This window comes from Huintestinicola sp. (genome assembly GCF_050874005.1).
Classification (GTDB): domain Bacteria; phylum Bacillota; class Clostridia; order Oscillospirales; family Ruminococcaceae; genus Huintestinicola.
In genome coordinates this window covers 17,595-34,926 of sequence record NZ_JBNMJV010000015.1, presented here as the reverse complement: position 1 = coordinate 34,926, position 17,332 = coordinate 17,595, and the positions used below count along the sequence as shown (strand labels likewise).

General features: G+C 45.7%; 14 protein-coding genes. 13 read left to right on the top strand and 1 reads right to left on the bottom strand.

All coding sequences use genetic code 11. The annotated features are described in order from the left end of the window. The first annotated feature begins 80 nt into the window (after positions 1–80). The gene (locus ACR0QN_RS06900; protein WP_432650464.1) at positions 81–2,264 is read left to right on the top strand and encodes an ATP-binding protein; all 2,184 of its coding nucleotides are present in this window, start codon (positions 81–83) and stop codon (positions 2,262–2,264) included. Continuing rightward, on the top strand, positions 2,254–4,971 hold the full coding sequence (locus ACR0QN_RS06895) for a response regulator (RefSeq protein ID WP_432650463.1): 2,718 nt from the start codon (positions 2,254–2,256) through the stop codon (positions 4,969–4,971). The genes ACR0QN_RS06900 and ACR0QN_RS06895 overlap by 11 nt, the downstream gene beginning before the upstream one ends. 56 nt (positions 4,972–5,027) lie before the next feature. On the opposite strand, the gene ACR0QN_RS06890 is transcribed toward ACR0QN_RS06895, so the two are convergent. Continuing rightward, positions 5,028–5,465: a sporulation initiation factor Spo0A C-terminal domain-containing protein gene (locus ACR0QN_RS06890; RefSeq protein WP_432650462.1), complete on the bottom strand. Its 438-nt coding sequence runs from the start codon at positions 5,463–5,465 to the stop codon at positions 5,028–5,030. 653 nt (positions 5,466–6,118) lie between these two features. On the opposite strand from ACR0QN_RS06890, the gene mscL reads away from it, so the two are divergent. From mscL to ACR0QN_RS06835, 11 genes are all read left to right on the top strand, one after another. Then, positions 6,119–6,559: a large conductance mechanosensitive channel protein MscL gene (mscL, locus tag ACR0QN_RS06885; RefSeq protein ID WP_432650461.1), complete on the top strand. Its 441-nt coding sequence runs from the start codon at positions 6,119–6,121 to the stop codon at positions 6,557–6,559. Between the two features lie 153 nt (positions 6,560–6,712). Next, positions 6,713–8,188, top strand: a complete 1,476-nt coding sequence (gene guaB / locus ACR0QN_RS06880; protein ID WP_432650460.1) for an IMP dehydrogenase — start codon at positions 6,713–6,715, stop codon at positions 8,186–8,188. A 177-nt stretch (positions 8,189–8,365) separates the two neighbouring features. Next, positions 8,366–8,587 carry a hypothetical protein gene (locus tag ACR0QN_RS06875; RefSeq protein ID WP_432650459.1) on the top strand — a complete coding sequence of 74 codons (222 nt, stop codon included), beginning with the start codon at positions 8,366–8,368 and terminating at the stop codon, positions 8,585–8,587. 187 nt (positions 8,588–8,774) lie between these two features. Continuing rightward, a complete protein-coding gene (locus ACR0QN_RS06870) occupies positions 8,775–9,443 on the top strand; it encodes a cysteine hydrolase family protein (protein ID WP_432650458.1) in 669 nt (222 codons plus the stop codon). A gap of 11 nt (positions 9,444–9,454) precedes the next feature. Next, positions 9,455–9,922, top strand: coding sequence for a hypothetical protein (locus tag ACR0QN_RS06865; RefSeq protein WP_432650457.1), 468 nt, complete (start codon positions 9,455–9,457; stop codon positions 9,920–9,922). Positions 9,923–10,001: 79 nt separating this feature from the next. Next, entirely contained in the window at positions 10,002–11,330 is a 1,329-nt protein-coding gene (locus ACR0QN_RS06860) for a hypothetical protein (protein WP_432650456.1), read from the top strand. A gap of 20 nt (positions 11,331–11,350) precedes the next feature. Next, on the top strand, positions 11,351–12,784 hold the full coding sequence (locus ACR0QN_RS06855) for a nicotinate phosphoribosyltransferase (RefSeq protein ID WP_432650455.1): 1,434 nt from the start codon (positions 11,351–11,353) through the stop codon (positions 12,782–12,784). 310 nt (positions 12,785–13,094) lie between these two features. After that, positions 13,095–13,991, top strand: a complete 897-nt coding sequence (locus ACR0QN_RS06850) for a hypothetical protein (RefSeq protein WP_432650454.1) — start codon at positions 13,095–13,097, stop codon at positions 13,989–13,991. A 161-nt stretch (positions 13,992–14,152) separates the two neighbouring features. Continuing rightward, the gene (locus ACR0QN_RS06845; RefSeq protein ID WP_432650453.1) at positions 14,153–14,929 is read left to right on the top strand and encodes a hypothetical protein; all 777 of its coding nucleotides are present in this window, start codon (positions 14,153–14,155) and stop codon (positions 14,927–14,929) included. 96 nt (positions 14,930–15,025) lie between these two features. Next, the gene (locus ACR0QN_RS06840; protein ID WP_432650452.1) at positions 15,026–16,279 is read left to right on the top strand and encodes a hypothetical protein; all 1,254 of its coding nucleotides are present in this window, start codon (positions 15,026–15,028) and stop codon (positions 16,277–16,279) included. Positions 16,280–16,463: 184 nt separating this feature from the next. Beyond that, positions 16,464–17,291, top strand: coding sequence for a hypothetical protein (locus tag ACR0QN_RS06835; RefSeq protein WP_432650451.1), 828 nt, complete (start codon positions 16,464–16,466; stop codon positions 17,289–17,291). Positions 17,292–17,332: the final 41 nt, after the last annotated feature.

Sequence of the window (17,332 nt, the reverse complement as noted above, 5' to 3'; positions counted from 1 at the left end):
TAAAAAATAAGCTTATTTGACCGATAGTTTTTGTTGATATAGACGAATAAACAGGGGGAAGCATTGTGAAAATGCCTTTGATGAAAAAAATAAAGGAAGTACTGCTCAAGGACGAATTTGATATACAGCATAAGCTTCTGAATATTATGCTTGCTGTCACTTTTGTTATGGGCGGCATATCGGTTGTCATATCCTTTGCGGCAGATCCCGGATCTATAGGGAATTATACCTCCCTGCTCATTGTGCTTTTTGCGGGTCTGAACCTGTGGATTTCCGCTGTAAAGGGCAATATACGTCTTGCGGCAATGCTGCTCACTACTATAGGTACTCTTGTGCTTCTTCCCGTTTTTTTTATCACCAACGGCGGAACAAAGGACGGGGTACAGCTTTGGTACATACTTGGTCTTATCACCCCTCTTATTGCTTTAAAAGGCGTAAGCTCGGCAGTTATGTTCATTCTCAGTATTATTTCCGGCGCAGCCTGTATGATATTTGAAAAGTGCTTCCCCCGGCTTATGGTATGTCCCGGAAATACTATTGCCGCTTCTTCGGATATGATAATTGCTTTTGTGTTTTTTGCGGTGATAATCGGTGTTATGTTCAGATATCAGGCAGACGTTTACGAAAATCAGAGGGAAATTATGCTCCGCAAGGACGATGAGCTTATCAAGGCTATGGAAGAAGCTCAGAATGCTAATAACGCAAAGAGCAGATTTCTTGCTCATATGTCCCACGAGATAAGAACGCCTATCAATGCTGTTCTCGGAATGGACGAGATGATAATCAGAGAAAGCACAGACAAGGACATTACCGCTTACGCTATGAATATCCGCAGCGCAGGAAATTCGCTGCTTACCATTATAAATGACATTCTGGATTTTTCAAAGATAGAGTCGGGTAAAATGGAGATTATCCCTGCGGAATATGACCTTTCCCTGCTTCTCAGAGACTGCTACAACCTTGTTTTTATGAGAGCGGAGGAAAAGCAGCTTCGATTTTTCTTTGACGCAGATGAAAATACTCCGAAAGATCTTGTGGGAGATGAATTCCGCATAAGGCAGATAATCACAAATCTCCTTACAAACGGCGTGAAATATACTCCTAAAGGTTCTGTGTCTCTGTCCCTTTCATTTGAAAGACTTGAACAGGACAGGATAATGCTCATTATCTCCGTTAAGGATACGGGTATGGGCATAAGCGACGAGGACAAGGCTAAGCTTTTTGACTCATTCAGAAGAATAAATACCTCTCAGACACGAAACATTGAGGGAACGGGGCTGGGGCTTGCCATTACAAAGAGGCTGGCGGAGCTTATGGACGGTACTGTTCTGGTGGAGAGCGAGTACGGCAAGGGCAGCGTTTTTACCGTACGTATTCCTCAGAAGGTTTCGGGTAATGGCGTTATAGGAGCCTTTGACCCCCATAAAAACGATTGCCCCGACAAGAAATACCGTGAGCGCTTCCACGCTCCCGAGGCAAAAATTCTCGTGGTGGACGATGTTAAAATGAATGTGGAGGTAATGCAGGGACTTATAAAAAAGACACTTATCCGTTCTGACGCAGCATACAGCGGAGAGGAATGTCTGTCTCTTGCGGCAAAGGAAAAATACGATATTATTTTTATGGATCACCTTATGCCCGAGATGGACGGAGTTGAAACTCTGAAACGGCTGAGAGAAACGGATAACAGCCCGAACAAGGAAACACCTGTTATCGCTCTTACCGCAAACGCCATTGCAGGAGCAAGGGAAAGCTACATAGCTATGGGCTTTGCGGATTATCTTTCCAAGCCTGTGAAGGGCTGCGACCTTGAGGATATGCTTATTAAATTTCTCCCTGCACAAAAGGTGAGCACCTTTTCCAAGGGCGGCGGAGAAAGGGTACAAAACGAAGCTGACGATCTGCCCGTATTTCTTGATACCAAAGCAGGGATATCCTTCTGCTGCGGCGATGTTTCATTTTATAAAGAGGTGCTGAGAGGCTTTGTCAACAGCGGCATCACCGAAAGGCTGAACAGATATTACTCAGCAGAGGACTGGGAAAACTACAGCGTTTGTATCCACAGCATTATGGGCACAGCCCTCAGTATCGGCGCCGAGGAGCTTGCAGCAAGATCTGCCGCAGTCAAAAATGCACTTAAAAACGACGATATTTCCTATGTTAAGAAACATCACAAAAGCTTTGCGGAAAGCTGCGAAAAGCTGACAGACAGGATCTCGCAGTATCTGGGCAAAGAGGAGGGAGCGGTAAGCAATGCTTTATAATGTTTATTTTGAAGCGGCGGCTATCTGCTACCTGCTTATCCTTAATATGTACATACGTCTTCAGTACAGCACAAAATCAAAGCAGAACAAGCTGTTTCAGAAACTGGCGGTATATCTGCTCGTAGCTGTAACTCTTGATGTTGTCACCGCCATTACCATAAGCTATGCGGCTCATATTCCCGTATGGCTCAATACCATACTGAACCACGTATATTTCGTTTCGGTGCTTGTGCTTGAATATCATTTCCTTATCTACTGTATGGTCGGAGTGTGCAAACGAGAGCCTAAGGGGATATTCTTTGAGTTTTGCCGATGGGTCAACATTATTGCAAATATCATCTTTGTAATAAACCTGTTCACAGGCTGCGTGTTCAGCTTTACTCCCGAGGGAGAATATGTTCACGGTGTACTGTATTACTCGTTTTATATTGTGTCCATATTTTTCATCATTGCCACTACGGGGGTGCTGCTCAGCGAAGCAAAGAAGTTCAGTAAAAATCAGAGGATATCTATAATACTTTACAGCATTGCTACGCTTTTAGGTCCTATTATTCAGTTCTTTGTTCCCGATGTGCTTTTATCCCTGTTTACAATTTCATTAGGCTTTATGATGCTGATGTTCTCAATGGAGACTCCCGATTATCAGCAGCTCACCAAAACTATGGACGAGCTTGCCCGTACAAGAGACGAGGCTGAGGAGGCTATGGGTCTTGCACAGGCGGCAAATCAGGCAAAGACAGATTTCCTTTCCGCAATGTCCCACGAGCTGAGAACGCCTATCAACTCTATTCTCGGCTTTAACGAGATGATAATGCAGCAGACAGATGACCCCGGGATAAAAAAATGCACCGACAATGTTCAGACCGCAGGAATGAACCTGTTATCCATAATCAGCAATATTCTTGACTACACCGAGATAGAAAACGGCAGGCTGCAAATAACAGACAGCCCTTATTCCACCCGTTCTATGCTGAGAGATGTGCTTGCATATGCGGAATACGGCACGGACAAGAGCGGTATTGAGCTGAGAACGGATATTGATGAAAATATCCCTTCGGAGCTGTCGGGCGATATTACGAGAGTCATTCAGATATTCAACAATATAATCTCCAATGCGGTGAAGTACACCTACAGCGGATATGTGGAGATATCCATAAGCTGGAAGCCCGACAATGACGGCGATACGGGCATACTTTCCGCAAGGGTCAGCGACAGCGGCGTGGGAATTAAGAAAGAGGACCTTGCGCTTTTATCTGAAAGCTTTACCCGTCTTGACAAAAAGCGAAATCAGAATATTCAGGGCGTGGGACTGGGTCTTTCCATCGTCAAAAAGCTTCTGTCACTTATGGACGGAAAAATATCCATCGAGAGCGAGTATGAAAAGGGTACTGTCGTGTCCTTTGAGCTTCGTCAGAAGGTGATAAGCAGTATTCCTGCGGGAAAGATATCCCCTCTCGGCTCGGGTGACATAAACGGTGATGACAGCTACAAGTTTTACATTCCCGAGGCAAGGATACTTACCGTTGACGACAACGATATGAACAGGGAGCTTTTCAAGGGGCTTCTGAGAGACTCGGGAGCTGTTATTGACGCTGTGAGCGGCGGCAGAGAAGCCATAGAAAGCCTTGAGAAAAACCGCTACAGCATTATTTTCCTCGACCATATGATGCCTGAGATGGACGGTATCGAAACTCTAAGAGTAATAAGGGACAGAGGACTTTGCGGCGATGCGCCTGTTATCGTGCTTACCGCAAATACCGTTGCGGGGGCAAGGGAAATGTATCTTTCCGAGGGCTTTGACGATTATCTTGCAAAGCCTGTTACTGGAAGAATGCTGTACGGTACGCTCAGAAAGTATCTTCCCGAAGAGATGATAAAGGAAATGCCTGCCGATATCCCTGCTCCTGCGGAGGAGAGAACCGCTCCACGCCGCAAACGGACGGTTATGGAGCGGCTGGGGCAGTTTCTTGATACGGCAGCGGGTATGACATACTGCTGCGAGGACGAGGAATTTTATGTATCAATGCTCCGGACCTATCTTGAAAATTCCCGTCTTGAGGATATGAAGAAATTCTTTGAGGAAAAGGATCTTGACAACTACCGCATTACCGTTCATTCAATAAAAAGCACCTCCCTTACCATTGGTGCGGCGGAGCTTTCGGGTGAGGCTAAGAGCCTTGAAATGGCACAGAGATCGGGAGATATCGGATATATTGAAGCAAATCACCAAAGGGTATATGAGCAGTATGATGAAATTCTCGGAAAGATAAAGGCTGTTCTTGACGATCCCGACGATATTATCGGAGGGGAGGAAACAAAGGAGGAACGGGTATCAAAAATACTTGTGGTGGATGACGATCCTTCCTGCCTTGCCATTGCAAAGAGGACTCTTGAGGCAAAGTTTCAGGTCACTGCCGTACTTTCGGGCGAAGAGGCTCTGAATATACTTGCAGATACCGTTCCCGACCTTGCGGTGCTGGATATTTATATGCCCGGAATGGACGGCTTTGAGCTGATGAAGCGGATAAGGGAGCAAAGCGATGTTCCCGTGGTATTCCTGACTGCCGATCCGGACAAGTCCCTTGAGGAAAGGTGCTTTAAAGAGGGAGCTATGGACTTTATCACAAAGCCTGTTACAAGCACTATCCTTATCAACAGACTGAGCAGAGTCATTGAGCTTGACGAGCTTAAAAAGAGAGTTTCCTGATAAACGCAAACGGTGCTTCCGCCATTACAGCGGAAGCACCGTTTTTGTAATGTTCATCAGCTCTGATGCCTGCACACATTCAGTCTCAAGCAGTCGCTGATAAGGGCAATAAGCTCGGAATTTGTGGGCTTGGAGCCGTGAAAATCTATTTTGCAGTGAAGCTTGTCCTCGATATATGCCACGTCGCCGTCTCCCCTGTCCCACGCCGAGGAAATTGCGTGCCTGATGGCTCTTTCAACTCTGGTGGGGGTGGTGCCGTTGGTGCGTGCCACAGCGGGGTAAAGCTCCTTTGTTATGCTGTCAAGGATAGTCATATCCTCCACCGCAAGCATTACGGCGTTTCTGAGATATCTGTAGCCCTTTATATTAGCGGGAATGCCGATACGCTGGATTATTTCGGTGACAACAGGTTCCATACTGTCTGTTCTTTCGGGGATATGTCCGCCCCAGGGCAGCGCTCCGAAGCCCTGTTCGTTAGAATATAATGTTGACATAAATTTTAGCCTCCTGCTTAAAAAAAGATAAATTTTTCAATTTCCTGATGTTATATTCTTTCTCTCTGTTATTCTCCGCTTTATCTTTTCCTCTGACAAGCATATGCTTTATGCGACTATAATAACATTTATTTCACGATATGTCAACACATTTTGCATAGAACTTTTCGACATATTCAAGAATTTATTAATATTTGCATTTTCCTGAAAGTGTGTTTAAACAGGAAATAGTATATTGACTGTTTATGATTTTACCCTTTGGGGAAGAATAATAATCTGATAGTATATCCCTGATATATTCAGATATTTCGGGAATTTACCGGATTTTTATGATTTGCTGTGGATATTATAAAATTAACAAGTATTTATTTAAATTTATAAAAAATATTAACGCCTTAACAGGCATTTAGCAAAAATAGGTAAGTTAATCTGATATAAATGATACATACTATATTAAAATATAAACGTTTGCGAAAGTCTACATTTTACATAATGTTTACACTACAAATTACATAGGATATATCAATTTACAGGGTAAAAATAATAAGACTTTCCGTTATCTGACGATTTATTACACATATTTCAATAAAAAGACATAATTATATAGTATAATAAATTTATATATATTTAAATTCTTTTGGAGGTAACTTAAAATGGCAGAGAAAAAAGGTCTGATAGCAGAATTTAAGGAATTTATCGCAAAGGGAAACGTTATGAATCTGGCTGTGGGCGTTATCATCGGTGCAGCATTCCAGAACATCGTTTCATCACTTACAAGCAGCTTTATCAATCCCCTCATCGCACTGGTTACGGGCGGCTGTGAGAGGGACGAGGCAGGAAACCTTATCCTTGTGGGCGGTCAGTTCACAATAAACGGCGTTGCTTTTGATTACGGTTCGTTTATTTCCGCAGTTCTCAACTTCCTTATTATGGCTGTTATCCTCTTTACTATGGTAAAGGCTGTTAACAAGATAATGTCCGTAGGCAAAAAGAAAGAGGAGGAAAAGGAGCCCGAGCCTCCCGCTGAGCCTGAGCCTACCGCCGAGGAGCTTCTCCTTACCGAGATCAGAGATATCCTCAAGGAGAAAAACTGATAAGAGTCAAAGTGCACAAAAAAATCTTTTATGAACATTACATATTCTAACTGCAAATTTCATATTCCCACTTGAAATCGGAGACGGTTTGTAGTAAAATATAAAAAATACCTATATGAATGATAAAATATAAAGATTTGGAGGAGATTTATAATGCTGGATACTGATATGTCAAGCAAGTTCGGAAAAGAGGGTCTTACCTTTGACGACGTTCTGCTTATTCCCGGAAAGTCTGACGTCACACCCAATATGATCAACCTTAAAACAAGGCTTGCGAAGGATATTTACCTTAACACTCCTATCGTGACTTCCGCTATGGACACCGTTACAGAGGCTAAAATGGCTATAGCGATAGCACGTGAAGGCGGTATCGGCATTATCCACAAGAATATGTCCATCGAGCAGCAGGCTGACGAGGTGGACAAGGTAAAGCGCTCCGAAAACGGCGTTATTGTCAATCCTTTCTCCCTCACAGCCGACAAGCTTGTTTCCGAGGCAGACAAGCTTATGGGCAAGTACAAGATATCCGGCGTGCCTATCGTTGATAACAAGGGCAAGCTTGTGGGTATCCTTACAAACAGAGATCTCCGCTTCCTCAGAGATTACGACACACCTATCAGCGAGGTTATGACCAAGGAAAATCTGATAACCGCTCCTGTAGGCACAGACCTTGAGGCGGCTCAGAACATTCTTATGAACCACAAGATCGAAAAGCTCCCCATCGTTGACGACGACGGAACTTTAAAGGGTCTTATCACTATCAAGGATATTGAAAAGGCTGTTCAGTACCCCAATTCCGCAAGAGACAAGAGCGGCAGACTTCTCTGCGGCGCTGCTATCGGCATTACGGGAGACGTTCTTGAAAGAGCAAAGGCTCTCCTTGACGCTCAGGCTGACGTTCTCGTTCTCGACTCCGCTCACGGTCACTCCAAGAACATTATGACCTGTCTCGACAAGATAAAGACAGCTTTCCCCAATGCGGTCATCATTGCAGGAAACATTGCCACCGCCGAGGCTGCCGAGGACCTTATCAAGGCAGGCGCTGACTGCGTTAAGGTTGGTATCGGACCCGGCTCTATCTGCACCACACGAGTTGTTGCAGGTATCGGCGTTCCTCAGATCACAGCGGTTTATGACGCTGCCTGCGTTGCCGCAAAGTATGACATTCCCGTTATCGCCGACGGCGGAATCAAGTATTCCGGCGATATCGTCAAGGCTCTTGCAGCAGGCGCAAGCTGCGTAATGCTGGGTTCGCTCCTAGCAGGCTGTGACGAGGCTCCCGGCGAGACTGAGATTTATCAGGGCAGAAGCTTCAAGGTTTACCGCGGAATGGGCTCTCTGGGCGCAATGGCTTGCGGCTCCAAGGACAGATATTTCCAGGAGGGCGCAAAGAAGCTGGTTCCCGAGGGCGTTGAGGGACGTGTTCCTTACAAGGGAATGGTTTCCGACACTATCTTCCAGCTGGTTGGCGGTATCCGTTCCGGTATGGGCTACTGCGGCTGTCCCACTATTGCAGACCTTCACGAAAAGGCTAAATTCGTAAGAATTACAGGTGCAGGTCTCAAGGAGTCCCACCCCCACGACATCTATATCACTAAGGAAGCTCCCAACTATTCTGTTCATGACTAATACTAATCTTTAATCAACCTATGGACAAATACGACAGCTATAACCCAGCCACTCGTCGTCAAGCTCCTTTGCAAGGCGGCAAGCCTTGCTGCAGTCGCTTTCCTAGATTGGCTGTGTTCTATCTGCCGTCTTTGTCTACAGAACGATTAAAGATTAGTATAAAAGGAGACTTTTACTATGGATATCAAGGCTAAGATCGAAGAGATCGTCACAAAGGTCAAGGCTGACCCCGATTTTCTGAAGGAATTTCAGGCAGACCCTGTTAAGGCTGTTGAGAAGATCACAGGCACAGACCTGCCCGATGATGTGTTAAATCCCATTATTGACGGCGTTAAGGCTAAAATATCGGCGGATAATGTCAAGGGTATGCTTGGCGGGATTTTCGGCGCAAAGAAATAGTATTATGCGGAGCGGAGATGTTTCTTCGCTCCGTTTTTGCAAATTTGGTTAATTCCTTAAAGTAATTTACTTAATTATATATACTTATAGTATAATACTTAATGTAATAATTACAAATAAAATACAAATTGTGATATTGTAATATTATTATAAAAATATACAAATAGTATAGAAAGGGAGTATTATTATGAAATTCACGGAAAAGCCTATGGAACGTATCACCGCAGAGGCAGAGGGTATGATAAAGGAAATCGAGACTCTTGAGCCTGTGAGCCTGTCATCGCTTGACAGCGGCAGCACAATGGCTGTGTTCGTTGATATCATCAACGGATTTATAAACGAGGGGGCAATGGCTTCGGAGAGGGTGGGAGACATTATTTCCCCAAATGCAGAGCTTCTGAAAATGTGCAATGAGAAAGGTATCCTCACAGCTGCATTTGCCGACTGCCACGAGGAAAATGCAGCCGAATTTGCCTCATTTCCCCCACATTGCGTAAATGATACACGTGAGTCGGAGATCGTGGACGAATTAAAGGAGCAGGGTGGATATATCCTCATTCCCAAAAACTCCACAAACGGTTTCAATGAGCAGAAATTCAAGGACCTTATCGAGTGTCACCCCGAGATATGCACCTTTATCGTTACGGGCGACTGCACCGATATTTGTGTTTTGCAGTTCTGTCTTGCCCTGAAAACTTATTTCACCGCACAGGACAAGCTTGTTAAGATAATCGTTCCCATTTCCTGCGTGGAGACCTATGACGCGCCTTTCCACAGCAGCGATTTTGCAAATCTTGCGGCTTACAAGCTTTTAAAGGACAGCGGTATCACTTTTGTGAGCGGTATTGAGGAATAAGAGGTGATGTTATGGGATATTCGGAAATGAACTGCCCCCACTGCGGTAAAATGAACAGGGAAAGCTGCAATGCGCATATGTACGGCAGTCCCATACGGGTGTGCAAAAGCTGCGGAAAGAAATATGTTGACAGCAGATATACCGAGCCTGCTCTTACAGGCTTTGACAGAAAATCAACAGACCCCTCTGTATATGCAAAGGGTGCTGCTATTTTCGGTGCGGGTTTTGTAATCACTCTCGGGTGGGTGATATTCACAATAACTACAAGGGGCAGCTATTCGATAAAAATGGCAGGAACGTCCGTTATTTGTTTAATAGGTCTGATAATGTGCGCCGTTATGCTTATAAGAATAAAGTCGGGCATTGCGGACAAAGAAAATCAGAAATTCCTTGAGGAATCTGAAAATCGGCTTGCGGATAAGGAATATGTGAGGGAGCTTATTGATAACGGGATAGATGTTCCCGAGAAGTATCGGTAAAATTTACAATTATTGTGACATATTTTGCCCCCGTTGATTGTTTTACTATATATAAAGACATAAAAATGGAGGAATACCAATGAATAAAGCAATATCAGTAATTCTCGCCTGCGCTGTGATATCAATGTCCGCTCCTGCCGCATTTGCAAAGGAATATCCCGTATATGACAGCCTTACATTTACAAGGGGGGCTGTTGAGGCAAATGCCGAAAAAGACGGGCTTTACAGTTCGGGTGACAGAATGGTGAAGGTAAAGGACGGTGAAATATCCCCCTACACAGGCTTTGCCAAGACTAAAAAGGGCACATACTGCTACAAGGACGGTATCAAGTGGACAGGCTGGTACAAGCAGGGCGGCAAATGGTATTACTTTGACCCCGATAATGACGGTCTGAAAGCTCTCAAAACTGCCAAAACTCCTTTGGGTACCTATTATCTTGATGAAAACGGAGCCTGGAACGGAAAGCTGTCTAAATCGGCAAAGCGTCCTGCGGATTTTGGTTATTCATTTCATTTCGGCGGCGGTGAATCAATCGAATATTACTTCTCCACAAAGGACGGAAAGCTTTGCAGAGATGCTTATATTGACGGCGTTGATACCGAGAAGGACATAAAAATATCCGCAATGGATATGCAGATAATATATGATACATTCAAGTCAAGCGGTGCGGAAAGTTTTGAGCCTGCGGCTGTTATTGAAGCGGCGGGCATAGAATTTGAACCGCCCACAGATATGCCCTGCTATTCGGTGCAGTGGTATTCGTGTAACGAGTGCGCAGGCTCTGTTTCCGGCGACTCCTATATTTTCAGCTATGATTATTATTCACGGAGTGAGGAAGTAAGAAGCCTTGCGGGGCTGATGCGGTTTTCCCGTATGTATATGGAGAGCCGAGACGAATACAAGGAAATTATTGCAGAGGAAAATGCATATAACGAGGCGCACAAATATGACGAAGCTGCCTTTGATGAGCTTACCGAGGTGAAAACGTCAGACGGGGATATTTACAAATTCCGAGGACATTCATCTCCGAGCGGCGGACGGGCAATGCTCATTACGTCAAAAGCAGAGCTGAACGAGCTTATCTCTATGCTGAAAAAAGAGGGTGTCAGCAAAAAATCAAAGCTTATCGGGCGGCTGTCCTCCTATTCCGAAGAGTATTTCAAGGACAATGCGGTGGTTTTCGGGGACGGAAATGCTTCCTCAGGCTCCGTTAAGATAGACGACCCGAAAATTTACACAGGCTATGGAAATATTTATCTGAATGTGACTCTTAAATATGAGGGAGAAGGTACGGACGACTGCTGTTACTATGCTGCTGTGGCAGAAGCTGATAAAAAATCTCTCGGGTGCGAAAATTCGTCAGTAGGCGTTATATGGCGCCCGGAGACAGTTTATGAGACTGAATAACTTTGAAAGGAACATATAAAATGAACGAAAGAAATCTTACGCTCCTTACCGATTTTTACGAGCTTACTATGGGAAACGGCTACCTTGAGAACGGCATTGGTGACAACATCTGCTGTTTTGACCTCTATTTCAGGAAAGTCCCCGACAATGGCGGCTTTGCGGTGATGTGCGGTCTGGAGCAGGCTATTGACTACATTAAAAATCTCCGCTTTTCCGAAGATGATATTGAATTTCTCAGGGAAAAGAAGATCTTTTCCGAAAAATTTCTCGGATATCTGAAGAATTTTAAATTCACCTGCGATATATGGGCTGTTCCCGAGGGTACGCCTGTCTTTCCCAATGAGCCGCTTATAATAGTAAAGGGTCCTGCAATTCAGGCTCAGCTTGTGGAAACTATGCTGCTTTTATGCATAAATCATCAGAGCCTTATTGCCACAAAGGCGGCAAGGATAGTGAAGGCTGCGGACGGCAGACTCGTTATGGAATTCGGCTCAAGGCGAGCTCAGGGCTTTGACGGTGCGGTTTACGGCGCAAGAGCGGCTTATATCGGCGGCTGCTGCGGAACTGCCTGCACCATTTCCGACAAGGAGATGGGCACTCCCGCTCTCGGTACTATGGCTCACAGCTGGGTGCAGATGTTTGATTCGGAGCTTGAGGCGTTCAGAGCGTATGCCAAGTGCTACCCCGACTCCTGCACTCTTCTTGTGGATACCTACAATGTGCTTAAATCGGGTATTCCCAATGCCATAACGGTATTCAAGGAGCTTAAAGCGGCGGGTCACAAGCCTGCGGGAATTCGCATTGACAGCGGCGATATCACATATCTTACGAAAAAGGCAAGGAAAATGCTGGACGAAGCAGGCTTCCCTGAGGCTAAGATATGCATTTCCAACTCTCTTGACGAATACATTATTCAGGATATTCTGGCGCAGGGCGCTAAGATCGACAGCTTCGGCGTTGGGGAGAGGCTCATCACATCACGGAGCGAGCCTGTTTTCGGCGGTGTTTATAAGCTTACAGCTGCCGAAAAGGACGGGGAGCTTATCCCGAAGATAAAGCTTTCGGAGAATGTGGCTAAGATAACCACTCCCGATTTCAAGGAGCTGTGGAGATTTTACGACAAGTCCACAGGCAAAGCTATGGCAGACCTTATCACCTGCTACGGCGAGGAGATAGACGACAGCAAACCTATCACCATTTTTGACCCCGACCACCCCTACAAGAAAAAGACCCTTACGGATTTCACCGCAAAGAAGCTTCACGTGAAGATATTCGACAAGGGCAATTGCGTCTATACCTCCCCCACCGCCACCGAGATAAGAAGCTTCTGCGCTGCTCAGCTTGACACCCTCTGGGACGAGGTAAAGCGCTTTGAAAATCCCCACGAGTATTATGTTGACCTGTCTAAGAAGCTTTGGGACAAGAAGAACGAGCTTTTGAATGAGATGGGGTAATATATCAGATACTTTTTTATCCCTCGGAGCATTTTGTTCCGAGGGATATTTTTATCAAATTGTATTACCAATTGTATACTATAATATTGTTTATACTGTTTGTAATGTGATTATACAATCCGTAAAATTACAAATTAGTTACACAAAAAGTTGAATTGGTTACAATGTAGTAACAACATACAAATCAAAGGTTACAAAATCGTTACAATGCCTATTGAAATTGATATTGTTTTGTAATATAATAAAATAAATAAAAGTCTTATGACGATAAAACGTATATTTTAAAGAAATAAAAAAGGAGACGATGAGAATGAAAAAAATAAAACTTCTTACCGCAGGCATTATGGCGTTATCCGCAGTTACGGCAGTAAGCGCAGGGGCATATGCAGCAGATGTGGTCGATTTTGAGGACGGAAAATACTCATTTGTAAGTATGAAGACCGACGACGGCGGAGATCCCTCCACACTTTCTGTAGTTGATTTCGGCGGCTCAAAGCAGCTCAAGGTAGACGTTACCGACTGTGCAAACGTGCCTAAGGTTTACTTTGATCTTAACTCAATGCTTGATCCCGATGATTTTGAAAAGGTCAAGACCATTGAAATGGACGTTACATTTGAGTCCAAGGACGGCGTTACAGCTCCCGGCTGGGCAGGCGGCGCCATCGGCACTCAGGGCGGCGAGGCAAAAACTCCTGCCTGGGCTCAGACCGCCTGGGAATGCGGCGAATATGACAAGGCGGTTTCTGACCCTGTTACTATCCAGAGAAAATTTCTCCTCTATTCCGAGAGACTTGTAAACGGCACCGAGGGCACTCATATGATACTTATGAGATGGGGCTCCGAGGTCGATTACAATATGTATGTGGATAACATCAGATTTTTAGATGCCGACGGCAAGGCTATCCCTGTTGAATTAAAGGCTTCCGCAGCTCCCGTTCAGACCACAGCAGCCGCAGAGGAAACAGAAGCAGAGACAGGACCCGAAGATATCCCTGAGGATATTCCCGAGGAAACTGCTGCCGAAACAGAAGCTGCTGTTACCGAAACCGAAGCTCCCGAGACAGAGACTGCTCCCGAGGAGACCGACCCCGAAAGCGATAACAAGACTACATCTTCCACCACAGGAAACCTTTCCGCATTTGCCGCAGCAAGCGCCCTTGTTCTTTCGGGATATGCTGTTGCTATGACACGCAGAAAGAAAAAGTAATTTTGTGCTGTTTTGTAAAAAATTAACAAAGCCTGTGGGGCATTATTGTATAAAAAACAAATTGCAACTTTTTCGGGTAAATGATATAATATACCTATAATTAGCGTAAGTATATTCGTGAGACAATATAAACGCAATTAAAATATGGAGGAAAAATAATTATGAAAAAGCATCTTTCAAGCCTTGCTGCAATTGCAGCAGCTGCAACTCTCTGTGCAGCAGTTTCCGCTACAGCTTCCGCAGCTGACTGGTCTCAGACCGGTTATGCAGACGATGATCCTTCTACTGTAGAGATCATTTCCACATCTGCTGACGGCGTTGTATTCACACAGACAACCGACGGCGTAGCAGCAAAGGCTCGTATTACACTCGATCAGATTCTTGCTGATCCTGCTGACGTTTCCAATGTTTATTCCGGTTCCTGGACTGTTGTATATCACGGCCTCGCAGGCTCTGATATCCAGGGCGTAGGCGGCGGCTGCTATGCAGCTACCTGCAACTCCGCTACATACTGGCTCAGCCCCGAGTTCAACGAGGACGGAACAGTAACTTGGGAGGATGAGGTTACCGTTGAGGATTCATTCAAGTGGCTCCTTCCTTCTCAGGTTCCCACAGACGCTTCCCAGGCTGAGTTCGTATTTATGGACTGGGCAAACGCAAACCTCGTTTCCAACAATGTAACTATCGAGATCAAGGACCTCAAGATCTTCGATAAGGACGGCAACGAGATCGCTCAGAAGGAATACAGCGGCGCAGCAGCAGAGGAAGCTCCTGCAGAGGAAACTCCCGCAGCTGAAGAAGCTCCTGCTGAGACAGAGGCAGCTCCCGCAGCTGATGCATCTACTCCCGTTGCACCTACAGGCAACACCGCAGCAGCTTCTATTGCAGCAGTTATGGCAGTAGCAGGCGCAGCAGCTCTTATTTCCAAGAGAAAGTAATTTAAAAGCAAAGTAAATATTTATGCAGAGGGCTCTCTATTGAGGGTTCTCTGTATAATTCTGTTATAATGCAGAAAATGAAAGGATGTTTTCACAATGAATTTCAAGAAGATCGTAGCCACATTTGCAGCTGCAGCTCTTTCCGTTTCGGCTCTTTCCGTGTCGGCAATGGCTCTTTCCACCAAGGACTACCTCAAGGACGGCGTTGTATACATAAACGCTGACAAGCCCGAAGATCCTACCTGGGCAATCGACGCAGGCGTGGCTCAGACAGATGTTTACGGCGTTACATTCCACGTAACATTCGAGGGCAATGATGAATGGTACGGCGGCGGAATAGGCGCAAACTCCAACTCCACAGGCTGGAAGTCCATTGAGTGGGGCACCAACTCCAAGGAGATCACCGCTGACGTTGAGAACAACACTATCACCTGGCTTTCCGATGCTCCCGTATTTGCAGAGACTGACGAGTACGCTCAGCTCTGGCTCCAGACCTGGACCGGTAAGGTCACAGTTAACAGCGCAGATGTTCTCGGCAAGGACGGCGTGATCCTTTCTACAGATGAGGCTCCTGCAGAGACCGAAGCTGCTGCCGAGGAAACTGAGGCAGAGACTGAGGCTGAAACAGAAGCAGAGACTGAAGAAGAAGCTGCAGAGGAGACCGAGGCTGAGGCAGCTGAGGAAGAAGCAGAAGAGGCTGCAGAAGAGGCTGAGGACGATGCTCCTGCAGCTGCAGCTATTGATTATTCCGCTCTTACAGGCGAAGTTATCACCGATACAGAGGCAACTTCCGCAGGTTCCTGGGGACAGGCTATCACCCTTACTACCGTAAAGAATGAAAACGGTGTATTCGATCCCGCTATCCTCACTCCCGACAAGGCTGTAGTAGTTTACTACAAGGCTGACACAGCTCCCGAGGTCGTTCTCCAGTCCTGGAGCGGCGGCGAAGGCTGGGCAAAGGTTCCTGCTAACGAGGAGCTTTCCACAGACGGTGTTGCAGTATTCACATATGACTATATGACCGCTATGTATCAGAGCGAGGACTTCTCCTCTACTCTCGACGCATTTATCGTAGGTGACACAGGCTCTGAGCTTACCGTTTCCAAAGTTCTTCTCGTTGACGCAGCTTCCCTCACAGCAGGTGCTGAGTCCGATGAAGATGTTATCGAAGACGCTGCTCCCGCTGAGGAAGAAGTTGTAACAGAGGCTCCTGCTGAGGAGGCTGTAACTGAGGCTCCCGCAGCTGATACAACAACAGCTCCCGCTGCTACAGGCAACACCGCAGCAGCTTCCATCGCAGCAGTAATGGCTCTCGCAGGCGCAGCTGCTGTTATCTCCAAGAGAAAGTAATTTTCACGCAAATATCAAAGCCGTTTTCTTAGGAAAGCGGCTTTTTTGTTTATATGTGTAAATAATGCAAAATTATATTCTGAATTATTTGTGTAATATTTACATTGAAATAAGCTTTCAATAATGATATAATAGTGGTACAAATAAAATTTGGCATTAAAATATGCCAAGGAGGAGAATTAAAATGAAATTAAAGAAAATGTTAGCAGGTTTTGTAGCTGCTGCTATGGCAGTTACAACAATGGCTGTAAGCGCATTCGCTTCTACAGTAACACTTGACAGCGAGTATGTTGGTTCCTGGGGCGCAGGTCTCTGCATTCCTAAGACCGAGCTCGAGGCTATCGGCAGCGATGTAAAGGTTACTCTCGATATCGAGACCCGCAACCTTGCAAATACTGCAGATCAGTTCCTTCTCGCTCCTATGGACTACGACAACAGCTGGACAAGAGTTACAGATCAGCTCACAAGTGACACAATGGTTGCTAAGGCTGATGGCTTTGTAGTTGTTAAGGAAGGCCAGACATCTGTTGAGTTCGTAATCACAGCTGATACAATCGCTTCTCTCGGTGACAGCGGACTTGGTTTCCAGGTTCAGAACGTTATCGTTAAGTCTGCAAACCTTGAGGCAGGTTCTCCTGAGGGCGCATACACCATCATCGAAGAGGCTGACGTAAAGGACTACTGCTTCACACCCGCTGAGGATACAGCTGCTGCTGAGGAAACTGAGGAAGCTGCTGAGGAGACTGAGGCTGTAGAGGAAACAGCTGAAGAGGCTGAGGAGACCGAAGAGGCTGTAGAAGAGACAGCTGAAGAGGCTGAGGAAGTTGAAGTTGAAGTTGAAGAGACTGCAGAAGAGGCTCCCGAGACCGAGGCTGCTCCTGCTGAGACTGAGGCTGCTCCCGCTGCTGATACAACAACAGCTCCCGCTGCTACCGGCAACACCGCTGCTGCTGCAATTGCAGTTGTAATGGTTGCTGCAGGCGCTGCTGCTCTCGTTTCCAAGAGAAAGTAATCAGTACATAAAGCAAGTTCAGAGACGTTGTGCAATGCACA

What these genes read in the sequence shown, in the direction of transcription:
- ACR0QN_RS06900 (WP_432650464.1), top strand. Translation starts at nt 81, where the DNA reads ATGAAAAAAATAAAGGAAGTACTGCTCAAGGACGAATTTGATATACAG.
- ACR0QN_RS06895 (WP_432650463.1), top strand. Translation starts at nt 2,254, where the DNA reads ATGCTTTATAATGTTTATTTTGAAGCGGCGGCTATCTGCTACCTGCTT.
- ACR0QN_RS06890 (WP_432650462.1), bottom strand. Translation starts at nt 5,465, where the DNA reads ATGTCAACATTATATTCTAACGAACAGGGCTTCGGAGCGCTGCCCTGG.
- mscL (WP_432650461.1), top strand. Translation starts at nt 6,119, where the DNA reads ATGGCAGAGAAAAAAGGTCTGATAGCAGAATTTAAGGAATTTATCGCA.
- guaB (WP_432650460.1), top strand. Translation starts at nt 6,713, where the DNA reads ATGCTGGATACTGATATGTCAAGCAAGTTCGGAAAAGAGGGTCTTACC.
- ACR0QN_RS06875 (WP_432650459.1), top strand. Translation starts at nt 8,366, where the DNA reads ATGGATATCAAGGCTAAGATCGAAGAGATCGTCACAAAGGTCAAGGCT.
- ACR0QN_RS06870 (WP_432650458.1), top strand. Translation starts at nt 8,775, where the DNA reads ATGAAATTCACGGAAAAGCCTATGGAACGTATCACCGCAGAGGCAGAG.
- ACR0QN_RS06865 (WP_432650457.1), top strand. Translation starts at nt 9,455, where the DNA reads ATGGGATATTCGGAAATGAACTGCCCCCACTGCGGTAAAATGAACAGG.
- ACR0QN_RS06860 (WP_432650456.1), top strand. Translation starts at nt 10,002, where the DNA reads ATGAATAAAGCAATATCAGTAATTCTCGCCTGCGCTGTGATATCAATG.
- ACR0QN_RS06855 (WP_432650455.1), top strand. Translation starts at nt 11,351, where the DNA reads ATGAACGAAAGAAATCTTACGCTCCTTACCGATTTTTACGAGCTTACT.
- ACR0QN_RS06850 (WP_432650454.1), top strand. Translation starts at nt 13,095, where the DNA reads ATGAAAAAAATAAAACTTCTTACCGCAGGCATTATGGCGTTATCCGCA.
- ACR0QN_RS06845 (WP_432650453.1), top strand. Translation starts at nt 14,153, where the DNA reads ATGAAAAAGCATCTTTCAAGCCTTGCTGCAATTGCAGCAGCTGCAACT.
- ACR0QN_RS06840 (WP_432650452.1), top strand. Translation starts at nt 15,026, where the DNA reads ATGAATTTCAAGAAGATCGTAGCCACATTTGCAGCTGCAGCTCTTTCC.
- ACR0QN_RS06835 (WP_432650451.1), top strand. Translation starts at nt 16,464, where the DNA reads ATGAAATTAAAGAAAATGTTAGCAGGTTTTGTAGCTGCTGCTATGGCA.